Origin of the sequence: Reyranella sp., assembly GCF_044224635.1 — a bacterium.
Classification (GTDB): domain Bacteria; phylum Pseudomonadota; class Alphaproteobacteria; order Reyranellales; family Reyranellaceae; genus Reyranella.
Genome location: NZ_JBGAKA010000004.1, coordinates 145,283 through 156,804, shown reverse-complemented (window position 1 = coordinate 156,804; position 11,522 = coordinate 145,283). Strand labels below are relative to the sequence as shown.

15 protein-coding genes are annotated in these 11,522 nt (G+C 66.5%); 13 read left to right on the top strand and 2 right to left on the bottom strand.

Annotation, left to right across the window (positions count from 1 at the left end):
- Positions 1-69 precede the first annotated feature (69 nt).
- Genes ACILR9_RS05780 through ACILR9_RS05765 form a run of 4 tightly spaced genes read left to right on the top strand, consistent with a single transcriptional unit; the run spans position 70 to position 1,702 of the window.
- Positions 70-195 (top strand): hypothetical protein, encoded by a 126-nt coding sequence (locus ACILR9_RS05780; RefSeq protein ID WP_395708946.1) that lies wholly within the window; start codon positions 70-72, stop codon positions 193-195.
- On the top strand, positions 168-542 hold the full coding sequence (locus ACILR9_RS05775) for a hypothetical protein (RefSeq protein ID WP_395708945.1): 375 nt from the start codon (positions 168-170) through the stop codon (positions 540-542). Before ACILR9_RS05780 ends, ACILR9_RS05775 begins: the two co-directional genes overlap by 28 nt.
- A 40-nt stretch (positions 543-582) precedes the next feature.
- Positions 583-750: a hypothetical protein gene (locus ACILR9_RS05770; RefSeq protein WP_395708944.1), complete on the top strand. Its 168-nt coding sequence runs from the start codon at positions 583-585 to the stop codon at positions 748-750.
- 49 nt (positions 751-799) lie between these two features.
- Positions 800-1,702, top strand: coding sequence for an amidohydrolase family protein (locus tag ACILR9_RS05765; protein ID WP_395708943.1), 903 nt, complete (start codon positions 800-802; stop codon positions 1,700-1,702).
- 116 nt (positions 1,703-1,818) lie between these two features.
- Here the strand turns inward: ACILR9_RS05765 and ACILR9_RS05760 are convergent, their stop codons facing one another.
- Positions 1,819-2,670 (bottom strand): sugar phosphate isomerase/epimerase family protein, encoded by an 852-nt coding sequence (locus ACILR9_RS05760; protein WP_395708942.1) that lies wholly within the window; start codon positions 2,668-2,670, stop codon positions 1,819-1,821.
- A gap of 16 nt (positions 2,671-2,686) precedes the next feature.
- Positions 2,687-2,815 (bottom strand): hypothetical protein, encoded by a 129-nt coding sequence (locus tag ACILR9_RS05755; protein WP_395708941.1) that lies wholly within the window; start codon positions 2,813-2,815, stop codon positions 2,687-2,689.
- A gap of 5 nt (positions 2,816-2,820) precedes the next feature.
- On the opposite strand from ACILR9_RS05755, the gene ACILR9_RS05750 reads away from it, so the two are divergent.
- The 9 genes from ACILR9_RS05750 (at position 2,821) to ACILR9_RS05710 (ending at position 11,348) form a co-directional block, all read left to right on the top strand.
- The gene (locus tag ACILR9_RS05750) at positions 2,821-3,588 is read left to right on the top strand and encodes an enoyl-CoA hydratase/isomerase family protein (protein WP_395708940.1); all 768 of its coding nucleotides are present in this window, start codon (positions 2,821-2,823) and stop codon (positions 3,586-3,588) included.
- A gap of 389 nt (positions 3,589-3,977) precedes the next feature.
- Positions 3,978-4,463, top strand: a complete 486-nt coding sequence (locus tag ACILR9_RS05745) for a MarR family winged helix-turn-helix transcriptional regulator (protein WP_395708939.1) — start codon at positions 3,978-3,980, stop codon at positions 4,461-4,463.
- 42 nt (positions 4,464-4,505) lie between these two features.
- A complete protein-coding gene (locus ACILR9_RS05740; protein WP_395708938.1) occupies positions 4,506-5,819 on the top strand; it encodes a Rieske 2Fe-2S domain-containing protein in 1,314 nt (437 codons plus the stop codon).
- 98 nt (positions 5,820-5,917) lie between these two features.
- The gene (locus ACILR9_RS05735) at positions 5,918-6,454 is read left to right on the top strand and encodes an aromatic-ring-hydroxylating dioxygenase subunit beta (RefSeq protein ID WP_395708937.1); all 537 of its coding nucleotides are present in this window, start codon (positions 5,918-5,920) and stop codon (positions 6,452-6,454) included.
- Between the two features lie 204 nt (positions 6,455-6,658).
- Positions 6,659-7,837 (top strand): ABC transporter substrate-binding protein, encoded by a 1,179-nt coding sequence (locus ACILR9_RS05730; protein ID WP_395708936.1) that lies wholly within the window; start codon positions 6,659-6,661, stop codon positions 7,835-7,837.
- 217 nt (positions 7,838-8,054) lie between these two features.
- Entirely contained in the window at positions 8,055-8,972 is a 918-nt protein-coding gene (locus ACILR9_RS05725) for a branched-chain amino acid ABC transporter permease (protein ID WP_395708935.1), read from the top strand.
- Positions 8,972-9,925, top strand: a complete 954-nt coding sequence (locus tag ACILR9_RS05720; protein WP_395708934.1) for a branched-chain amino acid ABC transporter permease — start codon at positions 8,972-8,974, stop codon at positions 9,923-9,925. Before ACILR9_RS05725 ends, ACILR9_RS05720 begins: the two co-directional genes overlap by 1 nt.
- On the top strand, positions 9,922-10,641 hold the full coding sequence (locus ACILR9_RS05715; RefSeq protein WP_395708933.1) for an ABC transporter ATP-binding protein: 720 nt from the start codon (positions 9,922-9,924) through the stop codon (positions 10,639-10,641). The genes ACILR9_RS05720 and ACILR9_RS05715 overlap by 4 nt, the downstream gene beginning before the upstream one ends.
- Complete coding sequence (locus tag ACILR9_RS05710) at positions 10,638-11,348, top strand: ABC transporter ATP-binding protein (protein ID WP_395708932.1); 711 nt, start codon at positions 10,638-10,640, stop codon at positions 11,346-11,348. Before ACILR9_RS05715 ends, ACILR9_RS05710 begins: the two co-directional genes overlap by 4 nt.
- The last annotated feature ends 174 nt before the right edge of the window (positions 11,349-11,522 follow it).

The window sequence follows — 11,522 nt, the reverse complement described above, 5'->3', positions numbered from 1 at the left end:
TCCTGTGAGGTCTTGGTCGACTTTAGGGGCAAGCGGCGTTGGTCGAAAGCGAAGCTGGTGCAGTGACGAATGAAGATAACCCAGATCACCGTCCACCAGGTCGACCTGCCGCTCAGCGCCGGCACCTACAGCTGGTCCGACGGCAAGTCGATCCGCATTCGACGGTCGTGCGCGTGCATACGGATGCCGGCCTGATCGGCCACGGCGAGGTCTGCCCTCTGGGGCCGTCCTATCTGCCGGCTTACGCCAACGGCGTGCGCACGGGGCTTGCCGAGCTGGCGCCGCATCTCATCGGCCGCGATCCGCGCCAGCTCGGCATCATCAACCGGATCATGGACCAGCAGCTCAAGGGCCATCCCTATGTGAAGTCGGCGCTCGACATCGCCCGCATCCGCGCCGTCGCCAACGGCTACAACACGGTGAGCATCGCCGCGGGCGGTCCGCAGCAGCGCGGCGGCTACGTCGAGGCGCCGGTCGGTCCGGGCCTCGGTGTCGTTCCCTATCTTGACGTGCTCGGCGAGCCGGTGCTGACGATCGGGTGATCGGGTCTGTCGTTCAGCTCAACCGGAGCGGCGCGCGACTGTGCTGCCTCTCCTGCGCTGCCACACGGTCTCGGCCAGCACCAACAAGCCGTCGATCCTGCCCTATCGCGGCGTTGCCCGGACCGGCGTGTGCTACGCCATGAAACGGGTTGGCGTGTCGTTGGCCGCATGGAGCGGGCATCGCGCTCGACGCGTCGCGACCGGGTAGGCTACACCCTCAGGATGAACCGGGATCGTGAGCCGAAGGCAGGCCGCTAGTGTCCGATGCGCCGAGACCCGTGCGCATCGTCGATGCGCACCATCACATCTGGCGGCAGGCCGATCTTGCCTGGCTGCAAGGTCCGATGCAGCCGCGTATCTTCGGGCCCTACGAGGCGATCCGGCGGGACTACCCTGTCGAGGAATATCTCGCCGATATCGAGTCGTGCGGCGTCGTGAAGTCGGTCTATGTGCAGACCAACTGGCCGCCGGGCGGCGAGCTCGAGGAGGCCGCCTGGGTCCAGCAGGTCGCCGACCGGCATGGCTTCCCGAATGCCTTCGTGGGTTACGCCGATCTGCAATCGGAGACGCTCGCCTCGACGCTCGATGCGCTGTCCCGCCATCGCCGCTTGCGCGGCATCCGCCAGCAGCTTCATTGGCACGAGAATGCGACGTATCGCTTCGCCCGACAGCCTGCGCTCATGAGCGAGGCGAGCTGGCGTCGCGGCCTGCGCGCCGTGGCCGATCGCGGTCTGCTGTTCGAGCTGCAGGTGTTCACGAGCCAGATGGCGGACGCGGCGCAGCTGGCCGGCGCGTTCGGCGACCTCACCTTCGTGCTGCTGCATGCCGGCATGCTGGAGGACCAGAGCGCGCACGGCTGGGCGGCGTGGCGCGAGGGCATGCGGCGGCTGGCCGGCTGCCCGAACGTCGTGGTGAAGCTGTCGGGCCTGGGCACCTTCATCCATCGCTGCGACGCCGAGGCATGGTTGCCGGTCATTCGCGAGACGGTCGCGATGTTCGGGCCCAAGCGCTGCCTGTTCGGCAGCAACTTCCCGATCGAGAAGCTATGGACCGATTACGGCGCGATCGTCGATGCCGTGGCCGGCGCGCTCGATGGATGCACTGCCGAGGAGTGCGACGCGATCTTTTATGCCAACGCCGTGAGAGTCTATCGGCTCTGACTCGAAATCCGGTCACCGGCAGAGTTGGGGTGCTTGCGCTGCAGTATGGCGTGACACGATACGAATGCCGACGGGGAGGCTCCAATGGGCGAATGGCGAGCTGCTGCCGCGATGACCTAACCTCTCCATCGTGGCCGCACGTCGAGCGGCAAACGCTGGAGGAACTTCAGGCTGGTCGCAATGCTTTGCATTGGGTCTGGCGAGTTATCCTGCTCGACAAACAGGAGGTTTGCGCCAATGCGCAGCGCAGTTCGGACGATCGAGTCGAAGTCCAGCACACCGGCACCCAGTTCCACCGTCGATCCGTCCGTCGCCATGTCCTTCAGATGGACCAGCACAACCCGGCCCGTGGCGTTCATCAGGATTTGGACGGGGTCCAATCCGGCTTTGGCCAGCCAATAGACATCGAGTTCGAGCTTGACGTCTTGCGGATCGGTTTCGTGCATCATCAGCTGAAACGGAGTGGTCCCGTCATCGAACGGCGCGAGCTCGAGGTCGTGATTGTGGTACGCCAGCGCCATGCCGTGGCGGCGGACGGCGCGTCCAGCCCTGCTCAAGGTTTGACAGACCCGCTTCCAATCGTCGGGAGTCCGACGCTGGTCGGCGTCGATCGAGGGACAAACGATGAAGTGCGATCCGAGGGTGGCGGCATCCTCGACGAGGGCATCGAGATTTCCCTGCAGGTCGTCGTATCCTGCATGCATCGACGGCGCGGTGAGTGCGTGCTGCCTGAGCTTGCTCCGGATGACGTCGACGGTAGCACCGACAAATCCGGCGGTCTCGACTTCCAGATATCCGATCTCGGCGATGCGTCGCAGCGTGCCGTCGAGATCGGCGCCGAGGTGGTCCCGCACGGTGTGGAGCTGCAAGCCGGCGAACCATGGCCCGCGCGGCCGGGCAAGAGCGTCCCGTGACACTCCAAGCCCCAGCAGGATCGGCAGGAGAGACCGTCTCGTCGTTTCCGGCACTGCCCACGGCTTTCCTTCACATGCGAATGCCCTGGCCGAGATGGCGGGCGAAGAACGCTCCGCCACCATGATACATGATAGCCTGCCGGCGGTCCTGCAGAAGGTCGACTGCGCTGGGCCTGAGCTGTCCGATCAGGAGAGGCATGCCAGATGATCCGCTATGAAGTGCAGGGCGCGATTGCGCAGATCCTGTTGGACAACCCGCCCGTGAACGGCATCAGCCACGGGCTGCTGGATACCCTCATGGCGCGCCTGCGGGAGGCCGGCAGCGACAAGATGGTGCGGGCCATCGTCCTCGGCAGCGCCGTGCCGGGTCGCTTCAGCGGCGGGCTCGATCTCGCCAGGTTCCGCGAGAGCTCGCCTGCGGAGGCGCATGCGGTGACGCACAAGCTCTATCTCGAGCTGTTCGAGCTGCAGTCGATGCTGCCGAAGCCGGTGATCGCGGCGGTCACGGGGGCGGTCCGCGGAGGCGGAATGTCCATCGCCATCACCTGCGACATGATCGTGGCGGCGGAGAATTCGACCTTCGGCTACCCGGAAATGGACGTTGGCCTGCTGCCGTCGATCCATTTCAACCACCTGCACCGGATCGTGGGTCGCTACCGCGCGTTCGACCTGCTGTTCACCGGCCGGGTGTTCACGGCGCACGAGGCGATGGAGCTCGGCCTGGTCGGCCGCCTTGCGCCGCAAGACGAGGTCCTCGCCAGCGCGCACAAGCTCGGTGCCGTTTTCGCCGGCAAGTCACCCGAGCTGATGCGTCTTGGCAAGGCTGCGTTCGGGCGCGTCATCGACAACGGCTACCGCCAGGGTGCGGCTGCCGCCGTCGATCTCGTCTCGACCGTTTTCGGGACGCCCGACTGCGCCGAGGGGCTTTCGGCCTTCGTCGAGAAGCGCAAGCCGCAATGGAGCAAGGCTTGACGAGGGCGCTTTGAACGAGAGCGCTATTCTTTCATGCCGATCCGTGCTCTTCCGGACCGCGGGCGCTCCGCTCGCACGGAGTCATGAGCGAGCGGGACGCCCGCGGTCCGGAGGAGCTTGAACGCGATCCTTCTCCGAGCTCATCTGCTTCCCCTCGGACCGCCCACGCCTTAGCGTGCAGATGCAACTGATTTTACGGCTGCTTCCATGCGGAGTGCTCTGTTTTGCCTGCCTGGTCCTGAAGCATTGCTTGCGTTCGCACATAATCGGTGAGAGGCTCGCGGCGAGCTGAGGCCGCGGGGAAGGCCGACATGTCACGACGCGTGCAGCCGCTTTCGAGTCGTGATCGCCGCCCGTCGGGGTCGAGCGAAATGCGCACGGTTGCGTCCGTGACCCCTCCCGAATTCGTCCTCGAGCAACATCTTTTCTTCTGGTTCACCCAGGTCCTCGATCGGCGCGACCGGCAACTCGCGACGGCGCTCAAGGCCGACGGGTTGCGCGCTCCGGAATGGCGCACCCTGGCCACGCTGCACAGCCGCCACCGCCTGTCGATGAGTGCGCTCGCCGATCTCACCTCGATCGACCGCACGACCTTGACGCGGGTCGTCGAGCGCATGGTGAAGGCCGGCTGGGTGACGCGCCTCAGCGACGCGAGCGATGCGCGCGTGACCCGGCTGGCCCTCACCGGGTCGGGCGAACGCCTGTTCGCGCGCATCTGGCCACAGGTGCGGCAGGTCAACGAGCGGGCGATGGCGAACCTGCCCGAGCCGGCGATCGGCCTGGTGCGCTGGGCGGTCCAGGAGATGTGCCGGAACTTCGATGCGCGCAAATCCGACGCGCAGGGTATCCCCATGGCGGCGTCCGGCGTTGCCTAGCGTAGCAAGGGCCTGGAGGATGGTGGCTCAGAGGAGGTCTTGATGGCAGTCGATATCGGCCTGGATGTCGGCCGGGCGGTGGAGCCCGATCGCGTTCACCGCAGCGTCTATTCCGATCCCGGCATCTTCGAGCTCGAGATGGAGCGCATCTTCAACAAGGTGTGGACTTATGTCGGCCACGAAAGCCAGGTGCCGAACGTCGGCGACTACTGGACGGTGCAGATCGGCCGCCAGCCGATGGTCATTGTCCGCCATGCCGACCGCTCGGTGCGCGTGCTTTACAATCGCTGCCCGCATCGCGGCGCCATGCTGTACGGCGACCGCTGCGGCAATGTCGGCAAGGGCATCATCTGCTCCTACCATTCCTGGCAGTTCGACACTGACGGAAGCTGCAAGGCGATTCCGCTCGACAAGGGCTACCAGGGCACGCGCCTGACGCCGGGCGACGACAACACCAACATCAAGAATGCGGCACGCGTGGCATCCTACCGCGGCTTCGTGTTCGCCAGCCTCGCGGCCGACGGGCCGTCGCTCGCCGACTGGCTCGGGCCGGCCAAGGTCGCCTTCGACGACATGTGCGATCGCGCGCCCGAAGGCGAGGTCGAGGTGGTGCCGACCTGCTTCCGCGTGATCCAGCAGTCGAACTGGAAGATCTTCCTGGAGAACCAGCTCGACGCGCTGCACCCGGCGGTGACGCACGAATCGACCGGGCGGGCTGCCGGCGAGGTCGAGGAGGAGATCAGCCGCAAGGGCGGGCACGCGCCGCTCAGCTATCACTTCCTGTCCGCTTTCGCGACGCCGATCACCAAATGGGATGCCTTCCAGACGCTGGGCTATCCCCACGGCCATTGCATCCTCACCGGCTACATGGGGCTCAGGCCGCGCGACCCCGACACACTGGCCTACGAGAAGGTGATGGAGAAAGCCTACGGCAAGCAGCGCATGGAGGAGATCCTCGGGGTCAACATCCACCACGTGCTGCTCTATCCCGGACTGTCGGTGCAGTCGCCGCTGCAGCAGCTGCGCGCGGTGCGGCCGCTCGGTGTCGACAAGACCCTGACCGAGATCTGGCACTTCCGGCTCAAGGGCGCGCCCGAGGCGATCTACCGCCGCGCGCTCGGCTACTACAATCTCGTCAATTCGCCCTCGACCATGGTCAATGCCGACGACCTGTGGAACTTCTGGAAGTGCCACAAGGGTCTCGAATCGGAGGGCGGCGACTGGGTGAGCTTCCATCGCAACGCCGGCCAGGATCACGAGACCAACGAGGTGACGACCTCGGTCATCGGCACCTCCGAGCAGCCGATGCGCAACCAGTTCAAGGCATGGACCCAGTACATGAACGGGGTGCACTGATGGCGCGGAAGACGAAGACGGCGCGCAAGAGCGTGGTCCGGAAAGGTGCAGCTCGGAAGAGTGCTCCGCGCAAGAGCATGGCGCCGAGGGCGAAAGCCGTGGCGAAGCCGTCGAACGGGCACGACAAGTCGGGCGTGCACGACAAGTCGGGCTTGTACGGCACGCTGCGCGCGGTCGAGCAGCTCCTGTTCCGCCAGGCCGAATGCCTCGACGGCAAGCGCTGGCAGGATTTCATCGAGCTGTTCACGCCGGACGGCACCTACTGGATGCCGGCGGCGCCCGAACAGACCACCGGCGACGGCGTGCCGTCGATCTTCTGGGAAGACCGCGACCTGATGACGGTGCGGCTGAAGCGGCTCACCCATCCGCGGGCCTGGTCGCAACGGACGGCATGGGGCACCAATCACGTCATCGGCAACGTCACCATCGAGAAGGAGGATGCGCGAAGCGGCGATCTGGTCGTCCGTTCGCGCTTCCACATGATGGAGTTCCGCAACGATGCGACCCGCCATTTCGCCGGCTCGTACATTCATCATTTGAAGAAGACGAGGGACGGCCATCGCATCAAGCTGCAGCGCGTCGACATGGTGAACGCCCAGGGTCCGTACGAGTACGTGCTGCAGGCGTGGGTGTGAGGATCATTGCCAGGAGCGCGCGTTATATTCCCCTCCCCAGCTCCGCTGGGGAGGTGTCGGCGTCTGCGCGGACGGAGGGGTCATGAGTCACGGTCACGCTGTTCATGACCCCTCCGTCGCCGTAAGACGACGACACCTCCCCAGCGAAGCTGGGGAGGGGAATGTAAAGTCGCTCCCGGCTAAAACCAACAAGGGGAGGGCATCATGAGAAGGATCCTATCGGCGTTGGCGCTGTCGCTGATTGCGGTGGTACCGGGTGCCCTGCCGGCCGGCGCGGCCGACAAGGTCAAGGTCGGGTTCCTCAGCACCCTGTCGGGCCCGGGCGCGGCGCTCGGCGTGGACATGCGTGACGCCTTCCTGCTGGCGGTGAAGGTGAACGGCGGCAAGCTCGGGGGCCTGCCTGCCGAGGTCAGCGTCGTCGACGATCAGCAGAAGCCCGACGTTGCACGCGAGGCGGTCGAGCGCTTCACCAAGCGCGACAATGTCGACCTGATCACCGGCATGGTGTTCTCCAACGTGCTGCTGCCCGTCATGCCGGCGATCCTCAGTTCCAACACGATCTATCTCAGCACCAACACCGGACCGGAGGACTATGCCGGCGAGAAGTGCAATCCGAGCTTCTTTGCCGTGGCCTGGCAGAACGAGGACATCCCCGGCGCCATGGGCGAGGTGATGAACCAGCGCGGGCTGAAGAACGTCTATCTGATCGCGCCGAACTATCCGGGCGGGCGCGAGACGCTGGCGGGCTTCAAGCGCTTCTACAAGGGCAAGATCGCTGACGAGGTCTACACCAAGCTGGGCCAGCTCGACTACGCGGTCGAGATCGCCAACATTCGTGCCGCCAAGCCCGACGCGGTGTTCTTCTTCCTGCCCGGCGGCATGGGCATCAACTTCGTCAAGCAGTACGTCGCTGCCGGCGCCGACAAGGAAGCCAAGCTGTTCACGCCCGGCTTCTCGGCCGATGAGGACACGATCAAGGCGGTCGGCGAGCCGATGATCGGCATCCTCAACACCTCGCAGTGGGCTGCCGATCTCGACAACCCGGTCAACAAGAAGTTCGTCCAGGAATTCCAGAAGGAGTATGGCCGGATGCCGACGATGTATGCCTCGCAGGCCTACGACGTGGCGCTGCTGGTCGATGCCGCGGTGAAGCAGATCGGCGGCAAGGTCGAGGACAAAGAGGCGTTGCGCAAGGCGCTCGCGGAAGCGAAATTCGACGCCACGCGTGGAAAATTCCGCTTCAACAAGAACAACTTCCCGATCCAGGACTATTACCTGCGCGAGGTCTACAAGGACGCCGGAGGCCGCATCACCAACAAGACGATCGCCAAGGTGTTCACCGACTTCCAGGACGTCCATGCCGCCAAGTGCAAGATGAAGTAGTGAGTGGGCGAGACCATCTTCATTTTCCTTCCCAGCGCAGCTGGGGAGGTGTTGCCGTCTTACGGCGATCGAGGGGCCATGAGTCATGGAGACTACGGGCGCCTCGCCCGCCGATGATCTTGAGCGGGCGGGACGCCCGCGGTCCGGAAGACCATGACCCCTCCGCCGCCGTAAGACGGCGGCACCTCCCCAAGCGAAGCTTGGGGAGGATGTGATCTTGCCTTCCTCCCTGATCGCCGAGCAGCTGCTGAACGGGCTGCAGCTCGGGTTGATGCTGTTCCTGCTGGCGGCAGGGCTGACGCTGGTGTTCGGGATCATGGACATGATCAACCTGGCACACGGCTCGCTCTACATGATTGGCGCCTACCTGGCGGCCGCGGTGATCGAGGCGTCGGGGTCGTTCCTGCTCGGCGTCGTCGGCGCGGTCGTCGGCACGGCGCTGGTCGGCGTGGTGCTCGAGGTGGCGCTGCTGCGCCGGCTCTATCGGCGCTCGCACCTGTCGCAGGTGCTGGCGACCTTCGCCGTGATCCTGATCGCCAACGAGATCGTGCGCATGATCTGGGGCAGCCAGCCGATCCTGCTCAACATGCCGGCCGCGTTGTCGGGGCCGGTCGAGCTCGGCGGAATCCGCTATCCCGCCTACCGCTTGGTGGTGATCGGCGCGGGCCTCGCGATCGCGCTCCTGCTTTACCTGCTGGTGACGCGCTCGCGCGCCGGCATGTGGGTGCGTGCCGGTGCGTCGGACCGCGAGATGGCCGAAATCATGGGCGTCGACACGCGCATCCTGTTCACGGTGGTCTTCGCGATCGGCGCGGCGCTCTGCGCGGTGGCGGGTGCGTTGCTCGGGCCATTGCTCGCCGTGCAGGTCGGCATGGGCGAGAACATCCTCATCCTGGCCTTCGTGGTCATCACCATCGGCGGCATCGGCTCGATCCGCGGCGCCCTGGTCGGTGCGCTGCTGGTCGGCCTGCTGGATACGACCGGCCGTGCCTTCCTGCCCTACCTGTTCCGCCAGTTGTTTCCGGCGGTGATCGCGTCCGAGGCCGGCCCCGCGGTGGCGTCGATGTTGATCTACATGCTGATGGCGGCGGTGCTGTTCTTCCGGCCGACCGGCCTGTTCCCGGCGCGCGGTTGATGCGCGACACGCTGCGCATTCCGCTGCGGCCCTGGCCAATCCTCGTGGCGGTCGCGCTGCTGGGGGGGCTGCCGTTCGTGGCCCTCGCGGTCGGCCAGCCGTTCTACGTGGTGTTCGCGACGCGCGTGCTGATCTACGCCCTGATCGCCACCAGCCTAAACTTGCTGATCGGTTATGTCGGTCTGGTGAGCTTCGGCCACGCCGCGTTCGTCGGCGCCGGCGCCTACACCGTTGCCGTGCTGATGATGGCCGGGGTGACCAGGGCGTGGCTGCTGTGGCCCGCCGCGATCGTCGTGGCCGCACTGCTGGCGCTGCTGATCGGCGCGATCAGCCTGCGCACGCGCGGCGTCTACTTCATCATGATCACGCTGGCCTTCGCCCAGATGATCTACTACCTCGTGGTGTCGCTGCGCGTCCTGGGCAGCGACGACGGACTCACCCTCAGCGTCCGCCCGTCTCTCGACGTCGTCGCCCTCGATCGTGACACCCACTTCTATCTCGTCGCGCTGACTATCCTGCTGGCGGCGCTGCTCGGGATGCGCGCGCTGCTCAACGCGCCGCTCGGTCGCGCGCTGCAGGGTATTCGCGACAACGAGACCCGTATGGAGGCGATCGGCTTTCCGACCTACCGCCTGAAGCTGCTCGCGTTCGTCATCGCCGGCGCGGCGGCCGGCCTGGGCGGCGGGCTCCTGGCCAGTCTCAACGGGCTGGTCGGTCCGAACCTGTTGCATTGGCCCGAATCGGGGCTGCTGATGATCATGGTGATCCTGGGCGGCGCCGGTCGGCTGCCGGGCGGTGTCCTGGGGGCGGCGGCGCTGCTGATCGCGCAGGAGGCGCTTGCCGGGCATACGATCCATTGGCCGCTCGCGATCGGCGTGGTGCTGCTGGTGGTCGTGCTGTTCGCGCCGCAGGGACTGTCGGGCCTGATGCGGCGCGCCGGTGCCAAGCCATGACCGCGCCCCTCCTCAGGGTCAGCGGGCTGCAGAAGCGGTTCGGCGGGGTGCTGGCGGTCGATGGCGTGGATCTCGATCTCGCCGCCGGGGAGCTGCACGCCGTGATCGGTCCGAATGGCGCCGGCAAGACGACCCTGATCCATCTTCTGTCCGGCGCGCTTGCGCCCAGTGCCGGCACGATCCTGCTCGACGGTCGCGACATCACCGGCCTTGCCATGCATCGTCGCGTGCGGCTGGGGCTGGCGCGCTCGTACCAGATCACCAGCCTGTTTCCGGCGTTCACGGTGCTGGAGAATCTGGCGCTCGCCGTCCAGGGCGCGGGCGGCGGGCACGACCCGGCGCGCGCACGCGCCGAGCTCGAGGCGGTCGGGCTCGCCAGGCGCGCCGATCAGCGCGCGGGTGCGCTGGCGCATGGCGAGCGCCGCCAGCTCGAGCTCGGCCTGGCCCTGGCAGCCGGCGCCCGCATCCTGCTGCTCGACGAGCCGATGGCAGGGATGGCGGCCGAGGAGACGGCGCGCATCGTCGCCCTGATCGAGGCGCTGAAGGGGCGGCGCACCATCCTGCTGGTCGAGCACGACATGGACGCGGTGTTCCGCCTCGCCGATCGCATCACGACGCTGGTCTATGGGCGAGTCATCGCCAGCGGTGCACCCGACGAGATTCGCCGCCATCCCGAAGTGCGCCGGGCCTATCTCGGCGAAGAGGTTGTCGCGTGACCCGGCTGCTCGAGGTCGAGGGCGTGCAGGCGGGCTACGACGGCCTGCCCGTGCTGTTCGGCGTCGATCTCGCCATTCAGCCGGGCGAAGCGGTGGCGCTGCTCGGTCGCAACGGGATGGGCAAGACCACGGCCGTGCGCTGCATTGTCGGTCTCATCCGGCCGACCGCCGGTGCCATCCGCTTCGAAGGGCGGCGCATCGACGGCTGGACGGCCGACCGCATTGGCCGCGCCGGTATCGCGCTGGTGCCCGAAGGACGGCGGATCTTTCCCAATCTCAGCGTGCGCGAGAACCTGGTCGCCTTTGCCGCCAATCGTGGCGACGCCAAACCGCCGTGGACGCTCGAGCGCATTTTCTCGCTGTTTCCGCGTCTTGCGGAGCGTGCCGGCAACATGGGCGTCGAGCTGTCCGGGGGCGAGCAGCAAATGCTGGCGATCGGTCGCGCGCTGATGACCAACCCCAGGCTCCTCATCCTCGACGAGGCGACGGAAGGGCTGGCGCCGCTCCTGCGCGAGGAGATCTGGCGTGTGCTCGCCGAGTTGAGCCGCACGGGCCTCGCCATTCTGGCGATCGACAAGTACGTCGACCGGCTGGTGGCGCTGTGCGCGCGTCATACCATCCTGGAACGCGGCCGCGTCGCGTGGGCCGGCGCCTCAGGCGAGCTCGCCGCCGACCGCACCCTGTGGGAGCGCCATCTCGGTGTGTAGGCGCCTGGCTTCCCTGGTGATCGCCCGCGCGGTCCCGCTGGCCCTGGCCCGGGCCTGTACGGGAATAAGTGCTTCAGATTCCGATACTGGCAGGTGGTGTGCGCGACAAAGACATTGTCATCCCGAGCGCAGCGAGGGACCTTTCCCGCTGCCCTTAAAGGTCCCCCCGGGGTC